This window comes from Parapedobacter lycopersici, assembly GCF_024643285.1.
Taxonomy (GTDB): Bacteria; Bacteroidota; Bacteroidia; order Sphingobacteriales; family Sphingobacteriaceae; genus Parapedobacter; species Parapedobacter lycopersici.
In genome coordinates, this window is record NZ_JAMSLW010000002.1 from 98,764 (window position 1) to 115,689 (window position 16,926).

9 protein-coding genes are annotated in these 16,926 nt (G+C 50.2%); all 9 read right to left on the reverse strand.

Annotated elements, in window-relative coordinates; translation table 11 throughout:
• Positions 1-36: 36 nt before the first annotated feature.
• Positions 37-762: a carbohydrate-binding family 9-like protein gene (locus NEV57_RS04650; protein ID WP_257657135.1), complete on the reverse strand. Its 726-nt coding sequence runs from the start codon at positions 760-762 to the stop codon at positions 37-39.
• A gap of 45 nt (positions 763-807) precedes the next feature.
• Positions 808-1,860 carry an aldo/keto reductase gene (locus NEV57_RS04655; RefSeq protein WP_257657136.1) on the reverse strand — a complete coding sequence of 351 codons (1,053 nt, stop codon included), beginning with the start codon at positions 1,858-1,860 and terminating at the stop codon, positions 808-810.
• Positions 1,861-1,875: 15 nt separating this feature from the next.
• Positions 1,876-5,388, reverse strand: coding sequence for a LamG-like jellyroll fold domain-containing protein (locus NEV57_RS04660; protein WP_257657137.1), 3,513 nt, complete (start codon positions 5,386-5,388; stop codon positions 1,876-1,878).
• A gap of 29 nt (positions 5,389-5,417) precedes the next feature.
• Positions 5,418-6,893 carry a pectate lyase gene (locus NEV57_RS04665; protein WP_257657138.1) on the reverse strand — a complete coding sequence of 492 codons (1,476 nt, stop codon included), beginning with the start codon at positions 6,891-6,893 and terminating at the stop codon, positions 5,418-5,420.
• Between the two features lie 114 nt (positions 6,894-7,007).
• Entirely contained in the window at positions 7,008-8,582 is a 1,575-nt protein-coding gene (locus NEV57_RS04670; protein ID WP_257657139.1) for a pectate lyase, read from the reverse strand.
• A gap of 58 nt (positions 8,583-8,640) precedes the next feature.
• Positions 8,641-10,239 carry a SusD/RagB family nutrient-binding outer membrane lipoprotein gene (locus NEV57_RS04675; protein WP_257657140.1) on the reverse strand — a complete coding sequence of 533 codons (1,599 nt, stop codon included), beginning with the start codon at positions 10,237-10,239 and terminating at the stop codon, positions 8,641-8,643.
• A 22-nt stretch (positions 10,240-10,261) separates the two neighbouring features.
• A complete protein-coding gene (locus tag NEV57_RS04680) occupies positions 10,262-13,273 on the reverse strand; it encodes a SusC/RagA family TonB-linked outer membrane protein (RefSeq protein ID WP_257657141.1) in 3,012 nt (1,003 codons plus the stop codon).
• Positions 13,274-13,741: 468 nt separating this feature from the next.
• Positions 13,742-15,088, reverse strand: a complete 1,347-nt coding sequence (locus NEV57_RS04685) for a DUF4861 family protein (RefSeq protein ID WP_257657142.1) — start codon at positions 15,086-15,088, stop codon at positions 13,742-13,744.
• A 34-nt stretch (positions 15,089-15,122) separates the two neighbouring features.
• Positions 15,123-16,874 carry an amidohydrolase family protein gene (locus NEV57_RS04690; RefSeq protein WP_257657143.1) on the reverse strand — a complete coding sequence of 584 codons (1,752 nt, stop codon included), beginning with the start codon at positions 16,872-16,874 and terminating at the stop codon, positions 15,123-15,125.
• Between the last annotated feature and the right edge of the window lie 52 nt (positions 16,875-16,926).

Here is a 16,926-nt window from a genome sequence, read left to right on the forward strand (position 1 = left end):
AAATTTTGCCGGAAGAATTTCAGTATACTAAATCCCTTAATTGAACACCAATTGCCCGAAATATGCCGGTAAATGAAAGTTGGGCACTTCATGTTGTACGGGCGACCACGTAATGTAATGCGGATTAGTGCTTTTACTGGCCGTTTTATAAAAATTGGCCCGCCAGGCAATTCCAGCACTCGGCGGCGTGACCGTTCCGTATTTTTCCAGTATCCTCAAGGGGATACGACATTCTATCGTCCAGGTTACCGGATCATTGATAGGCGGGTCTACAACCTTTGGTAAGGAGTGTGCAACCTCAAACGCGGCGATATCTTCATCGGTAAACGGTTTTCGCTCCACACCGTTGTACCGCATGAGGACCGTGCCGCCGGCATTGATCTCTAAGTTGAAGTAATGTAACGGATGGTGCACGTCCGGGGAAAAGAAAAACTCGACACAGGCATCACGTGATACCGGGCCATTGGGCTCCTGCACCAGGCTGCTGACGTAGCGGTCTTGTACCCGGAAAATCAAATACAGGTTGTCGGCATCGTATTGCATCTTCGCATGGGTCACCGGTTTAAACGGAGGTATTTCCCCCATATAGTTGGTGAGCACAACCTTGGCTACTTCGTTCCATTGCGGCTTATCCCATTTGCCGTCAACGGGGATGGTAGTCATGGACCGACTCACATGGTATACCGAATCCTGCGCCATAGCTATTCCGGATATCAGGGCAAACGTTGGTATGGCAATCAACAATCGCCAAGTGTTTTTCAAGTTATTCATTGTTATCTATCTTTGCGTTTATATTCAAGCCTTGAGTTAAGCACCAGCAAGTATGGCACGGATCGTGTCTTGCTGCGTGTCGGTCAGCGCTATCTTTCCGCCCTTCGCATTTGATCGCAGTTGGTCCGGTGTGGAGGATGACGGGATCACCGGGCCCATTCCCGGAATGCGGAGCATGTAGGCGATAACCAGCTCATTCAGCTGCATATCCCACGCTGTCGCCAGCGCCGCCAGTTTCCGCACCTTGGCCATAGCTTCCGTGTTGGCCGCCTTGTCCAGCGACTGCTCGTCGTACAGGCGGTCGCCCGGACCTATTTTCGCGCCATCCAGATACCTCCCCGTCAGCAGTCCCCGGGCAAGCGGGCTCCATGCGATGTACGAAATGCCCTGTTCTTCCGCCATCACCTGCGTACCGGCGTAGTCGGCGGCCTCACCGGCGAGAACGTCAAACTGATTCTGCACGGCTGCTATACGGCTTCTCACGGTGAAACAGGTCCCGCAGTCCAAGTAGGCTTTAAGCTGGGAAACGTTGAAGTTGGATACCGCAAAGTAGCGAATCAAGTCCCTTCCCACTGCATCCTCAATTGCCGAAAGACTCTCTTCGATGGGCGTTTCGCTATCAAAGGAATGAAAGTATAGCAGGTCGATGCAGTCGACCTGCAGTCGATCCAGACTCCGGTAGAGGGCCTCCAGAATGTTTGCCCTTGACAGTCCGCAATGGTTCGGCGTGTTCCCGTCCATCGTGCCGGATAATTTTGTGGCGAGTACAACGTTTCTTCGCTGGGAAGGGTTGCTTTTAAGCCATTTTCCGATAATACGCTCCGAATTGCCGGAAGCATTGTTGTATCGGTTGGCCGTGTCCCAAAAGGTCACGCCCAACTCGACGGCGAGGTCAAAGATTCCGAACGCCGTCGTTTCGTCCACGCGCGAACCGTCGCCCGCTTCAGGGTACCCGATTTTCCAAGTTCCCAACCCTACATTAGACACGTTTAATCCCGTATTGCCCAACCTTCGGTAAGGCATTCCATTAAAGCTGTCTACTTTAAAAGGAAGGTTGTAATGGGCTGGGTTGCCATACTCATTTTTCATATTTTTATTCCTCGATTATTGACGCGCTGCAATACCGATTGGAACTTCCCCCTTTTTTCGCACAAAACGCACATTGTTTTCCTCTAATATTTCGTCTATCTCGTTGTCCGGATCGACGCGAATATATAAATCGCCGGAATAACGGATATTGGTAAAGGTAAGTTCCGTGCGCTTTGCCTCTAAGTCTGTCGGGGCTTCCATGCCCCTGATCAGTTGCGTTTCAAGAAGTTCATCACCATCAAACAGGGTGACTTTAAACGTTCCAACGGCGTGATTTCCGATGTTGTGGACTATGCAAGTGACCACCTCATTATCAAATATAACATCCCAGGGATCAATTGCCAAATCCGCTAACGTGTTTGCCGATTTAAGAGCCGTCAGTTGTTCTATTTTTATGACAACCGGCACTTTTGGGGGTATTGGCAGGCTGATGGTATCGAAACGTCTGACGATTTGGCTAGTTTGCCAGATCAGCGCTTCGCCCTCCCCTGTTCCATGCTGGTCTTCCAAAAGGCTAATTCGATATGTACCGTCGTCTATACGCATGAGTTGCATAGCCAGCTCACGCATTTTCTCATCAAACGAGTAGGCCGCTACCTCGAGCGCCGTGTTGTCCGCATGCAAAACGACACGGGCTATCTCCGGCCCACCTCCCGACGGCCACGCTACTGCTAGGACAAGGTGTGCGTCGAGACGTGTCCCACGTTTTCCCCCCAGCATATACTCATACATATTATTCGCGCCATAGGGACTGAAATCGTCGCGATGCACATTCGACCCTGTAAACCGATAGAACGCGTATTCGTCCAAAACGGATGTGTACCGCTGGAATTCAGTTGCCAATTCGTCCAAACTTTTCGACCGATAGGGTTGCTCAGGCACGTCTTTTCCCCAGTACCAGTTGATCGCGTTGACGGACGACTTAAACGCGTCTTCATAATAGTTCCTCGGAATTTCGTCAGGTTTCCCTAACCAACGTGCAGCTTCCAGTTCTCGTTCAAAAGCGTACGCCTGCCCCAGATTATTTACGATGGTATTGTAGCGCTCACTGATAAAATCCCCGATATGCATTCTATCCATGGGGTAGACGTTGCAATAGCCGTCCTTAAAATAGCGCGTGGCCTCTAAACCGGTTTGTGCAGCATCAATCACATAGCGGGCATTTTCGTTTCCATCCAGCGGAAGATCGGGCTGGTGGAAACTGAGAAAGAGAACGTCGTCGTTCCATCCACCGCCCAGCTGTCCATCCGGATTTTGCCGTTCGGCCCACCAGTCTGCAATGTCATGCCGCTTACGATTGAAATCACGCATATATACAGCCCAATCGGGCGCTCCATCAGGATTCGGCAAGGTAACCAGCGGCACGTTTTCTGGATTAATGACTTTCCCATCTTTATAGTCCGGGCCGCTCACCCGGATCAAATAATTGGCGATGAAGTGATTGGTGTCTACGCGATTAATGGCCAATGCTGGCAGGATCATATCAAAGGGTCCGCCATATGAATACGGCGCCGAGATGGACACTTGTTTACCGGTGAATTGCCACGGCATGAATTCGTACATTTTCCCGTATTGCATATTGGCTGGAACAATTTCCTTCGCCGTATATTCATGGAGTGAAAGATACGTTGCCGCCTCTTCCACGAATAACGCCGCCCCATTACTGTCGTCACCCACGCGTATTGCTGCATCTCCCGCAGTTGCGAGGTCGACCCATAAACGGTCGCCTCCCGTGACCACGATATCCTGAAAATCGATGGTGATTGCCAGCTGCGAAAAATCATCGTTGAATCCCTGCAGCCGAATGGCAAATTGGTTCCACATGCGCGAGGGGACTCCCGGGTCGCGTACACGAATGAACAGAACTTCTTCAGGTAACGCCGTTTTGATGGGCAGCGTAAGCGAAATAGACCGTATCCCCGTACTTTCGTTATACGGTTCGCTCAAAATGTTGAGTCGCTCAAAAGCGCCGATTTCCACCTCAGAGCCGGCCTGCCCCAGTGCTTTGGATGTAGCCAAGGCGATCTTCCGCTCGTCCCTCGAAGTTAACGCGTGAATGGCAAAAACGCTGCGATCGTCCGCTGGCGTGTTGTCCATGCCGATACGTAACTTTTTACCATATGGATGGGCAGCAGTCGACTGGATTTTGTCGAAATGATACAGTCCGACGTTTTGGATCCGCTTCTCGCCCGATAGCGGAACATGGATATCTCCACTAAATCCATCTGGAGTTCCATATTCCTCCGTAAAAGGGATGCGGAATGTCGACCCATAGGTCGTATTGATCGTCGACCCATAGAAGAAATGATCTCCACGGGGGACGGAAAAAAGTTCCCGGGACTGTTCATCGCGCTCGCCATATGCCTCAAAGTCGACATTCGTTAGGTTACCCGTTGCCGTTATGAAGTTTACTTTGGAATCTCCGGCCGTCGCAATATCCACTTTTTCCGCATGGAAATCGGCATCCCCCGGAATAATCGTAAACATGGCATAAGGGTGCGGCCACGCCATCTCATTCCGACCGTCCATGATATACCAGCCGGGTATATGACCATCCGAAACGGATTCGGGCCAAACCTCCTTGATGACAAACGTTTCTCCGGGATTCACCTGAGGCAGCTGTTCCGCATGGCTTGCGCCGCTAATTGCTTTTATTTTGTTAAGATCGACCTGCTCCCGGTGATAAACCCGGTTGTCGTCGCCAGGTGCCGTGTTGGAGGCGATGAGTGATCGGATCTCATTTTCGGAGATAGGCCGATCCATCAGATACAGCTCATCATAAACCACGTCAGCGGCCGGGAGGTGAAATAAGCCCGGAAGCGCTGTCTCAAACCAAGATTGTTTATTCCAGGAAGATCCTACCCTTTTTCCGTTGATCCATAATTCCATACCATATGCCCAGTCCCAATTGAAAACAATATGGTTCCACTGCCGCGTGTCCCAGACGGCATCCGTTTTCAGCTCATGACGTTTATACCGAGCATCGGTTACGTAGGCAGACAGTTTACCATCATCGCCTACGACGACCCCCAGCAAATCCCTGTCCTTCCGACCAAAGGAAACACTTGTCTGCTCAAACAAGGGTCCCGAAAAGGGCAAATCCCCCTTTGCCCAAAAGGCAACGGCACCGAGCCGGGCATTTATCCGCCCACCGCCCCAGATAAAGGGCTGATTATATCCCATCTCGTTGCCCGGGCGTGTGTTGAAGATTACCGCGGTTACGAGATCGAGGTCGATTCCAGTCATATTGTCTTCGTCCGGCGGTGTAGGGATCTCGGCCATCCGAATCCCTTTTCCAAACCGGGCTTCGGGAAAATCGATCTTCCTTTCTTCGATTGTTTTTTTCCCCGATTGCTGGATGATGTCCTCTTTAAAAAAATCGTCGTTATCAAATGACAGGTGGTACGACACCGGGGATACCCGAAGTCCTCCCTCCCTATTTTGGACAGTTTGTGCAACGCTGCCTTCCGTTACCAACGCGCATACGGCGGTGACAACGAAAAAGCCGAAGTGATTTTTTTTCGACATGGTCTTATTTTGTTAGCTGTTGGCAATTACTATTGCGCCTCCAGTACCGTTTTCATCAACACATTCATGTTCTTGATGTATTCCCTGACCGAGATATATTGTTGGTCGGAATTATCTCTGATGGAATTTCCATTCTCGTCACTAAGTCTGGCTGTATTAACCTCTTTGCCGTCCGCGGATATGGCATACGGCCTGCTGATCCATTCGTTCTTGGTCAACCACCGCCCGCGGCTGTCCAATTTATCCATGACGTCCGCAACCGTCAAGCTCAGGTCTGCTTCCAGCTCCCTGATCCGCTTCGTCAAGAAAAACTGCTGTGGGGTTTCGCCCCGCTCAAACCGCGTCGCTTTCAGGGGCGAATTCGCGGTGGCCTCCTCCGGGGTTAGCTTGTTTACTTTCTCGTATTCGTCCTTAAGCCGCTGAATATTGACGTTGGCCTTGCCACCATAATGGGCGAGTAAATTTTTATCGTCATAGTCGACCCAATATACGCCATCCGCCACCCCGGTGCCCTTACGATGCGCGTAAAGCCCCCGGTTTGTGCCGACTTCCACGAACGTCGAATGTGTCCGCGTGCCGTTTTCTGTTTGGTGATCCGGTAGACGGGAAGCTTCCAGCCAGGCGATCGCATCGGGAATCCTTGCTAAGAACCGGCGGTCACCGGTAAACTTATAAAAATCGAGCATACGCATAGCGATCCGGAATGTAGCGCCCGGCATCAGGCCTGCAGGTTCGTAGCTTCTGGCGTGGGCAGGCCTGAGGTTCATGTCGTATTGCTCGGTCCACCCGCCCTGTGGATTCCCCTGCTGGGTGAGGATGAAGAAGTTCATCGCCCGATGTATGGGATCCAGCAGCCGTTGCTCACCCAATGTGTAATAGCAATCAATGAGAAATTCGAGGTTGCCCCATATCACGTCATCATTGTACGTATAGAACGACGTATAATCTTCCTTTCCATGATGCGGATGGTTGTGCATTAGCGGATACCGCTGTGGCCAACCACCGAGCGGGTACTGTGCTTCCAGGATAAAATCAATAGCTTTATCCAACGCCGGCTTAAACCGCGGATCAAGCTTCTCCAGATAAATCCGTAAGAGAAATTCCGCAGCCTTTGAGGTAGTGACATCATCAAATGTCGCATTGCCATAATATTGATTATGTTCTTCAAAGCCCCAGGCATTTTTCCCGGTGGTATTATACCATTCCTTCAACGAACGGTCGCCCGCGAAGTCGATCATATAATTCCACCCACCGCGTGGATGCTGACCCCAGATCAACGCTTCTGCTACGCGCTCGGCTGCCTGATAATAATATTCGTCTTTCGTAATCTGGTAAGCATCTAAAAACAGGTTTCCCATGCTCACGGTGCCGGGTTCCTGCACCCAGATCTGCGTATCAAACGCCTCAAGCTCGCCCCACCGCCTGGACAAGTCCTCGAAATAGAAGCCAACATACCCGCCATGGGTACTGACTTCCTCCACCATAAACTTGGTGGCTTTCAACATCGTTTGTTTTACCCGCCCGATATCCTGACCGACAGCGGTATTAACGAAAATCAAGCCTATTAAACAGCTTATGCAAATTTTTCTCATGGTAAGTTTTAAAAGGTTAGCGATTTTTTATTCATCCCCCGAATTTTTGGCGAGGTACGCCGACAACGATTTAATATTCGAAATATAAGCTTGAACAGACACATATAGTTGGTCTGAGGGATCTACGATCGTTCTGCCAATGGCGTCGCTTCTCCGAGCCGTGTTGCTGGTTTCGCCGGTAGGCAAAATCTCATAAGGCAGGGAATAGGGCTGGTGCTTCACCAACCACCTGTTTTTATCGTCCATCGCAGCGATGATGGCGCGCACATCTGCATCGGTAACCTGTTTTCCCTCCGATGCCCGGGGCGATGAGGATCGCTTCAGAAAGTCCTGCATTGGATCGGCGACCGTCGCGCGTCCCAACAGCGGCGAACCAGCCGCTGCTTCGTCCGGAGCGCACGCATTCCAGCGCCTAAATTCATCCTCGAGGCGTTCGACATGCACTTCTCCCCCCTTGTAATGCTGTATCACACCTTCTGCGTTATAATCCCACCAATATGCGCCATTCGACACGTTCGTCCCTTTCCGGTGGACGTACAGTGGCTTATTCGTGCCCAGCTCTACAAAAATCGGGTACACGATGTTGCCCGCTTCGTCCCGCTGTTGCACACTTTTCAAAAATTCGATCGCGTCGGGTACCCTAGCGAGGTACTTTCGATCGCCGGTCAGCTCATAGAACCGCAACAACAACATCGAATTTTTATAGGTGAAATCCGGGTAAATGGCTGCCGGTTCGTACGTTCTGGCATGGGCGGGTCGCAGTGCCATGTCGTGTTGCTTGCTCCATCCTGCCTGTGGCCGGGGCTGCTGGGTCAGCACATAAATTTGCATCGCCCGATGTATGGGATCCAGTAAACGTGCTTCGCCCAATGCGACATAACATTGAATCAGGAAGTTCAGGTTCTCTGCGGTCACGTCATCGTTGAACGTGTAAAAATGGGTGTAATCGATGAGCGTGCCATGGGGAAAATCATACTTCAGTGGATATCGCTGGGGCCAACCACCCAGTGGATACTGACTTTCCAACACGAATGCGATGGTTTTGTCCAGCGCCTGTTTAATTTTCGGATCCCGTTTGATCAGATAGGTGCGCAGCAAAAGTTGCGCGGCACTGGCGGTGTTCTTCCCGTCAAAAGTTGCATTGCCATAATAATGGTTGTGCTCCTCAAACCCCCAGGCATTACGGCCGATGGTACGGTACCACTCCCGCATAGACCGATCGCCGGCGAAGTCGATAAAATAATGCCATCCGCCCGACTCATGCTGTCCCCAAATCAGCGCGTTTACCGCTTTTTCCGCAGCTTCGTAGTAATATTCATCCCCGGTCACTTCGTATACATTCAGAAAACAATTTCCCATGGCTACAGTGCCATATCCGCCTTCGATCCAGATCATACTGTCAAAGGCCTCCAATTCGCCCCACCTCCGCGAAAGGTCGTCGTAGTACAAGCTCACGTATCCGCCGTTCGTACTCACTTCGTCCACCATGTACACCGTGGCGGCCCGCATTTTTTTTGTTACCTCCTCAATGGATAGTTGTCCGAGGGCAGACGAGATTAAGGCCAAAAAGGCCAAAAAGAAAGAAAAAAATTGTCTATGCATGTCGAAACGGATATTTAGTAACCGGAACGCCCTTCGGCATCCCGGTTACTTGTGCCCATTACTGTTTAGGTGTTGGATATAAACCGATCGGCTTTGCATCCCACCATAATCTTGTATGGTTGGCATCTGGTCCGCCAAGTAAACTTCTGGCGTTTTCAACAGCAGCCGCGTTATTGGTTTGCTCGGCAGTTGTAAACTTCAACCTTCTCATCAATCCAGTAACCGGAATATCGGGGTTAAATGATTCGATGATTGCGAATCCTACAGGGTACCCCGTCCGCCTCCGTTCTGTCCACGCCTCCCAACTATCCGGAAAAAGCGCAATCCACTTTTGGGTGATGATCTGTTCCAGTTGTGTTTCAAAACCTGCTCCCACTTGGTAAGCCACCGGAATGTCTGACATTGCTGGGCTATTCCATTTGTCACTAACCGCCACGGGCGTGTTTAAACTACTTTGATATGCAGCCACCTCATCCGGCGACGCTGCTTCCCATTGTTCCATTGAAATGGCGATACCCTGATTGTACAATTCCTGAACCGTTCCGCCCATATTCCATCCTCTTAGTGCTCCTTCCGCGCGGAGAAAATAGTTTTCTGCAGCCACCATGACCTGTAATGGTGGGTTAGTTCCTCCCCGAGCCAACGGACGCCACCGCGTGTTGATAAACGAGTGGGTTGGTTCCAGGAACGGACCCTTTTCAAGACGGGGCATCCCATTGCGGATTCCTTTATATCCGCCTCCCTCGACTGCCTCGTCGAAATATTCACGTATCCGGGGATCCTGATAGCCTTCCAGTACGCTCTGCATTGTCGCACTCATCCGGAACTCGTCGATATAAGTGATCGCAGCATAGAAATTGAGGGAATTTACTGTCGTCAACACATTCGCATTTTGGTCGTTATGCGTCATCACGCCGGCCGCTACAGCTTTTTCTGCCTCCGATTTCGCCAGCTCGGGATCCACATAAGCTAAACGCATGGCCAGCCGTAGCCGAAGCGAGTTGGCAAAAGTGAGCCACTTCGACGCATCGCCGGCATACACCAAATCGTTTGAACCGAACCCATTCGCGGTCGCATTCGCTGATAACACGGCAACAGCGTCATCAAGCACCTTAAAGAAGTCTTTGTAGACATACTCCTGTGAATCATAGGCTACGCTGGTTTGTCCATTTCCGAATTGCGAATAAATCGTTGGCCCGAAAAAGTCAGATATCCGATGATACATGACCACTTTCCACACTTTGGCGATCGCATTTTCAACCACCATGTTGTTAGCAGCGGTTGTCTGCTCCACGAATAACAGTTGCGGCGCTGCTCGTGAATAAACATCATCGTAGTAGCGCGACGTCCAGCTCATTACTTCCAGAAAGTTCCCGGAGTCAAAGTTCGCCTCTGTCGTTGCAAAGTATTGTGCATATTCATCCGAGAACAGGCTTTGTGAACGCTGAAACGCTTGGTTGTCACCGTTCAACCCATAAAATTGAGACTGCGCAAACGCCTGTCCTAAAAGTGAAGCGTCGATGTTATCAACGATGATTTGATTTTCCGGCACGTTAAGCTCATCAAAGTGATCCGTACAGGCGCTGAACGCACCAACAGCAAGGGTAAGGACAACCGTGCGTTTTATTATATTTGATGTTAATATTTGAATTTTCATGACAATTGAATTAGGCTACCGATTAAAAATCAACCTTTAAACTTAGACCGAATGACCGGGAAGATGCCGGTGTAAACGCTTGCGTACCTTCTGATGACGGCGACGTGCCCCCCATAAAATCGGGATCAAGATGATCGGAAGCGCGATAGATGAAAAACAGGTTCCGGCCAACAAGTGAGAGTTGTACATTGCTTACCGGCCACTTACTAAAGAGCGCCTGAGGCAACGTATAGTCTAGGGTAAGTTCGCGGAGCCGGGTATTGGTGGCGTCGTCTACGAATGCCTCACCAACCGGAATGCTCCGGCCACCTATACTTCTCCAAAAAGATTCGGCAGAGATAGCAATATTATTGGGCGTTCCATCTTCCAACACGGCTACTTCGTTGGTAAAAACGTTCTGTCCAAACACCAAATCACCGCTTCTACCTACGAGGGTCTGCGCAGTAACGCCGTCGTCATATAAGATCGCATTGGTTTCCGAGGCGACAGTGCCTCCCTGACGATGTTCAATTAGGAAACTTAATCCAAAGTTCCGATAACGGAAGGTATTCGATATGCCTCCCGTCCAGTCCGGGTTAAAATTAGCAACCAGCTCCGTAATACCGCTTGTGACCTTTGGAAGCCCGTTTGCCCCAACAATAACACGCCCCTGTTCATCCCGGATGAATCCTCGAGAATAAATATTACCGAAAGGCTGGCCTTCCTCAATAATAAAATTGCTGAAGAATCCTGAGGGTGTCAGGTTGACGCGAGGACGTTCATCTGAAATACGGTTTACCATGTTTCGGTTCAAACCAAAATTCAGATTTAAATCCCAACTGAAATCTGTTTGTCTAACTGGCGTGGTGGTAAGCAGAGCTTCGATACCTTTGTTCTCTACATCACCGCCATTGGTATAATACTCCCTTGCGCCGGAACCTACGGGCAACGCAACAGTGAATAGCTGGTCATAGGTATTGGTTTTGTATGCCGTAATGTCGAGTCCTAACCGATTATCCAAAAACCGCAGATCCAATCCTAACTCTGTCGAACGTGTCCGCTCGGGCCTGAGATTGGCATTGGGCAACGTATTGCTTAATTGCAAAAATCCGTTTGTACCACCGGCAGCGAAAGAAGCAGTTCGCTGTACCATATAAGGATTTGCACTGTTGCCCACCTCTGCCCACGATCCACGGAGTCTTGCCATTGAAATTGCGTCGGGGAATGTAAATAGGTCCGACAATACTGCACTTAAACCCACAGATGGATAGAAATACGAGCGGTTGTTTGCCGGCAACGTAGAGCTCCAATCGTTCCGACCAGTCACATCTAAAAAGACAGCATTTTTCCAGCTCAACTGGCCAAACGCATACAATGAGTAGATATCCTGGTTTAATCCTGGATTGTGCGTAACAACCGGAAGATTTGTATTGCTGAGTGCGAAGAAATTAGGAATGATCATAGCCTGCCCTGTGCTCACCCGAATTGCCTGGTTACGTTGGATTTTCATGTTTCCACCAGCACTTAGGCTCAGGTTCCAATCCGTCGCGATCTCCTTATTAAAAGATGCCAAAAAGTCCGAATTGAACTCACTCTCCCGATTACTCTCTACATTATACTGGCCGTCGGGGGCGCTTGCATAGTTGTCGTTATACAGTTTTTCTTCCCTGCCTCCGTTGGCGCCATCATAAGAACCGCGTACCATCAAGCTGAAAGCGTCGGAAAATCGGTAAGTCAGCGAAGTCAGCGCAATGATCCGATCACGCGTTGTCTCGTTCGGCGTGCGGTTTAAAATCCAATAAGGGTTTCCACCGATCGCCGAACCTGGGTTAAAATAATTTTGCCTGTTCCGATCCTGTGTATCGGTATATTCGAAATCGCGCAGGTCAGCGGTCCGAATATTCCGTGGAAGCCGATAAATCATTCGAGTTGGGTTATAGCGACCGCCAAAATAACCATTGTCTATCGCTTGCGAAATGTAATCTACTTTTACGTCTAACGTGAGTCCGTCTGCCAGTTGGTTATTCATCCGGGCCGACACGTTATGTCGCTTTAAACTATTGCCAGGAAGAATTCCCCCTGCATCAGTAAACGTATACGAAAACATAGTCTGCGTCCGTTCACCACCGATCGTCGCATACACATTGGTTGTTGAGTTGTGTCCATTTCGGTAGGCATCGATGTTGTTGTCGGGTTGTGGCGTTAAGGAATAAGTGGCACCCGTCATGGCAGGATCCAGCGACCAATGATCAACGGTCTGTCCCTCCATTCTGGGCCCCCAGGAATATTCAGATGTTTTATCATAGACTCCCCCTTGTCCCTGACCGTATTCATTTTGGAAATCGGTCAATATCACCGGTTGTTGAATCATGTACGTTTGACTGATTCCCACACGGGTCACGCCCGCCTTGCCGCGTTTGGTTTCGATAACGATGGCTCCGTTTTGCGCCGCGCTACCATACAGTGCTGCGGCATTTGGCCCTTTTAGGATGTTAATTGATTCGATATTGTCTGAATTCAAGTTGTCTGGATTTCCACGGATTGGGACACCGTCTACCACATAAAGTGGCTGACTGTCTCCGGATATTGATTTGTTCCCCCGAAGAACAACGCGAGCGGAAGCGCCGACCCCCGACGCTGACGAACTAATGGACAAGCCTGCTACTTTGCCCTGAAGGGAATTCATAATATTGGGCTCACGCGCTTTGGTCATCTGTTCGGTACTCACACTTTGAGTGCTGTATGTCAAAGATCGAGTTTGACGCTCAATACCCAACGCCGTGACGACGACTTCCTCCAGCGCCGTAGATTCTTCCAGTAAGGATACATTTATAACCTGCTCTCCATTTACGGGCACCTCCCTAGCCACAAATCCTACGTAGGAAAACACCAACTTACCGTCTTTTGAGACAGTAATTGAGTAACCGCCGTTGGCGTCCGTGGTTGTTCCTGTCGACCTATCCCCCGAGGTTACCGTTACACCCGTCAAGCCATTTCCCTCTGAGTCAGTAACCTTTCCGCGTACAACTATATCGTCTTGGAGAACGAGATTCATCTCTGACAAATTAACCGTAGTAGCGGTCGTCACAATCCGATTGGTTGTTTCAGCAGAAAGGTCGACCGTATTTATCGTCATAACGAAGCACGCTCCCGCAAATTTCGCCTGATGAAGCAGGGACCGGTATGCAGAGATTGAAGGACTAAGCCTGGCACCTCGATACCGGAAGCAGGCATCGGAAAAAGTAAAAAATTTCATAATTTACCGTATTTTAGTTAGTTAATAAACCCATTCGACCAATGCGGCCGCTTATTCATAGTTATTGATTAGCTTTTTATTTATAAGAACACGGGAGCTGGGGAAAGCCCCGCCATCAAATAAACGTTATTGAATAGAACACGAAAAGGAAAAAAATCCCATTCAATCTTTTATTTTTTATACGGGCTATGCGGTTTGCCTAGCGCGATTGCACTGCTAGCCTACCTCAGGCAACGACGTTGATCGCGGAGCGTATCGGCAAAATGATCAGCGGTTCTTTTTTTCAAATTCATGCACACTGACAACCGGTGGATGGTTGTATATCTGTGCTTCGGCTTCCACATACTGGACGAAATCCGCTTCGTTATTGTGCTTCTTGCCAAAACTCCATCCATCAATTACCATATACTCGTACGTCTGATCGGCCGTCTGCGGTATCATAAAAACATGATTACCGCCATAATTGGCCATTTCATGATACCGTGGCTGGTATTTTTCTTTTACCACGACGCCGATACCCTGCCAGGGCACAATCAATACGTCTTCGCCGATATCTTCATCCGGTATCCTGGCTTCAATATCTTTCCCCATGGAAACCGCAATCCCGTTTTTGTTTATGGATTTGTACTCATCCATAATCTTCCGGATGCCGACGCCGAACATGGCATCGCCGGCTGGGGGCATAAATTTATCAAAGGCCACCTGCACCGTGCTCCAGCTTTTGTGTGCATAGGCGGAGTAATATTGTTTCAGCTCATAAAAGCCTTTTTCTGAATTCCAGTTTGTAGTGGTCACTTCGATCATGCTTCTTAGCGGCCCGTTGTACACCACATCGTAAGCATATCGGGTATCCAGGTACGGTCCCTTGTCCTTATATGGCGAATGGTACGCCCGTGCGGGATGCTCCGGATCGTTGGGGTTTTCAAAAATACAGATTCCACCGCCCCCGAAGGTCTTGGCCACCGTCATGATATCGGTACCCATTTCCCAAGGCATATAATAGCCGGAGTTATTGGTTGAATACTCGTAATACGCCGTCAGCATAGGGTCACGCTTTCCATGCACGTCCAGGTCGTGGGGGTACCACAATTTCCACCCCATGTCTTTCGATTCCCAGAAAGGCACGGTATGGCGACCGTAGTTGCCAATGCCCGCGTGCACCTCGTGTTCAAACATCCCGCGCTCGTAAAATCCGATGTAGATATAAAACTCGCGCGTTTCCTTCGGCTGCAGGTCGCTAATGAAAAAGATCTCATCCCAGATACCATCCTTGTTCACATCATCAACCTGCAGCACAATGGAATGCCCGTTGGTTTCCTTCCGACGCAAATAGCCGCTCATCTCCTTCAGTTCTTCCATGGTAGGCTCATGATTGCTTGGCAGCTTGGGATCCACGACCGCAATCCAGCGTTCGGGAATATTTTGAACGGGCAGCTGCTCCCGTTTTACAACAATCGGCTGGTTTTCCAGCGGAATATCCAGCACATTGCTTACCGAAATCCGTATCCGTTGTGCGGGCGCAAAATCACTGCCTTCGGTATACCAGCCCGAACCGGGTTGCGCATAAGCCGAAAGGGACAACAACAGAACCAGGTGCGTGCAAATTATTTTCATGTTCATCGTAATAAAATTAAGTGGAATGAAGCGGCTACAAACGGTTTAAATAAGGAGCCGGTATGTTATGGCGGGGAAGCCGTCCGATGCAGGGTTCAATGACCCCAAACGCGTTTTCACCCAGTATTTTTTTCTTTGACGACAGTGGCAGCCGCGAAAAGACCACCCAGCCCAGCTGCTGCCGCGGATCCCGCATCGGCAAGTCCGACCCATACAGGATGCGGTCATCCCCCACATGTGCCACCATGTATTCGATAATGCCCAGCGGCACCGGTGTCAGCGTGATCTCCGCATACACATTGGCATACTTCTGCATGGCCGATATGGCCATATCGGCCATGGCATAACTGCCACCGGCATGGGCAATAACCCACCGCACACCCGGATACTTCGCTGCCAGTGTTTCTACCTCCAGTAAATCTGTCCGCGTCGGGTGGATCAGGGCATACAGTCGGTTCTGTTCGCCGAATTTCCACCATATATCATACGAATGATGATGGTACTCCACACCGTAAAAATGATAGGGCTTCATCCCGATAATCCGTTTATCCGCATATAAAGCAGGAATCATATCACCCAATTGCTGCTGTGTATAGTGGGTAGGGTCAAATGTACCCAGCCCCCAGAAGCCCTGGGGCGAATGGTCGAGTGTCTGCTGTACCAGCCGGTTACCGGCAACAGCATCGTTACTAACCACCCCAACCCAGCTCATGAAGCCACCGCCGATGCAGCCGATTTTCTTCATCATCGCAAAAATCCCATCCGGACCGCCATTTTCCATCCGGTATCCGGCGCCTCCGGCACCATTCAATCCTTCATGCAACATATGCATGTGCATATCTACCACCGGTACAGGCAGCGTCTGTCCACGGCGGACAGCCGTCATCAGCTCATCTTCCGAACGGTTCGTGTGAATGGCCGGTGGACGCAGTCCGCCCAACAGGCGGGTCAGGTTTCCCCCTGCTATTTTTGCACGTGCATCGGTCGGTATTCCCGCATAGTCGACGTAGCAACGATGGGCCCCTGCCGACATCGTGGGCGTATCCGAAGCAAAAATAAGCTGGTCGGTACATCCCTTTTTGTGCAGGTATTCCAGGCCTTCATTGATCTGAAAACGGTCAAAACTGATATGGAGGTTGGCATGCCGTTCCAGCAACGGCAACAGGTAGCGCTGTTCAATCCAGTTGGTGTTTGTGATCAGCAATGGAATGGATGTATACCGATTCAGAAACTGATTCAGCGCAGGCCAGCCGCCCAATTCGGCAGCGGTCGTAATCGTCAGTATCCGCTGACTTTCCAGCCAGTCCAGCAATTCGTTGCTTGTTTCGGCCGTCCAGTCCCAGCCATTGGAAAGCGGATTGATCGTAACCGCCTTTACGCCATGTTCCCGCATGCTGGCACCCAGCGTTTCCGGGTCGGGAAATTCACCGGTATGGTGGGGTAATACATTCCATATCGCAAAGAGGCGCGGATGTGGCCTTAGCATATCGCTGAGTTCGAGATTGGAATACATGGCATCATAAGCCACCGATAAGGTGTAGGCAACCAATGCACCCGAAATTGAACAGTGGTCAAGCTCGCGTAGCAAATCATCCAACCGCCACTGCTCAGCGGGGTGTTTATACCGGCGCGGCCCGATACGGGTAAACGCGTCAAAGAACAGCATGTCAGCTGCCGTATCGGAGGAAGTAAGCTGGCCCAGAAAAGATTCTGCAGGTAACATGGAAGCGCCCAAAAGCGCAATGGAATTCTGTTTAATAAAGTGGCGTCTGGAGTAATGAATCATTTGAGCATGTATCGGATTACAAATTGGGCAATGTAAGTGCCGGCCTGATCAC

Bases quoted from the DNA above. Each gene is read 5' to 3' on its own strand.
- NEV57_RS04655 (WP_257657136.1), bottom strand. From the start codon at position 1,860: ATGAAAAATGAGTATGGCAACCCAGCCCATTACAACCTTCCTTTTAAA.
- NEV57_RS04680 (WP_257657141.1), bottom strand. From the start codon at position 13,273: ATGAATCTCGTTCTCCAAGACGATATAGTTGTACGCGGAAAGGTTACT.
- NEV57_RS04660 (WP_257657137.1), bottom strand. From the start codon at position 5,388: ATGTCGAAAAAAAATCACTTCGGCTTTTTCGTTGTCACCGCCGTATGC.
- NEV57_RS04685 (WP_257657142.1), bottom strand. From the start codon at position 15,088: ATGAAAATAATTTGCACGCACCTGGTTCTGTTGTTGTCCCTTTCGGCT.
- NEV57_RS04670 (WP_257657139.1), bottom strand. From the start codon at position 8,582: ATGCATAGACAATTTTTTTCTTTCTTTTTGGCCTTTTTGGCCTTAATC.
- NEV57_RS04690 (WP_257657143.1), bottom strand. From the start codon at position 16,874: ATGATTCATTACTCCAGACGCCACTTTATTAAACAGAATTCCATTGCG.
- NEV57_RS04665 (WP_257657138.1), bottom strand. From the start codon at position 6,893: ATGTTGAAAGCCACCAAGTTTATGGTGGAGGAAGTCAGTACCCATGGC.
- NEV57_RS04675 (WP_257657140.1), bottom strand. From the start codon at position 10,239: ATGAAAATTCAAATATTAACATCAAATATAATAAAACGCACGGTTGTC.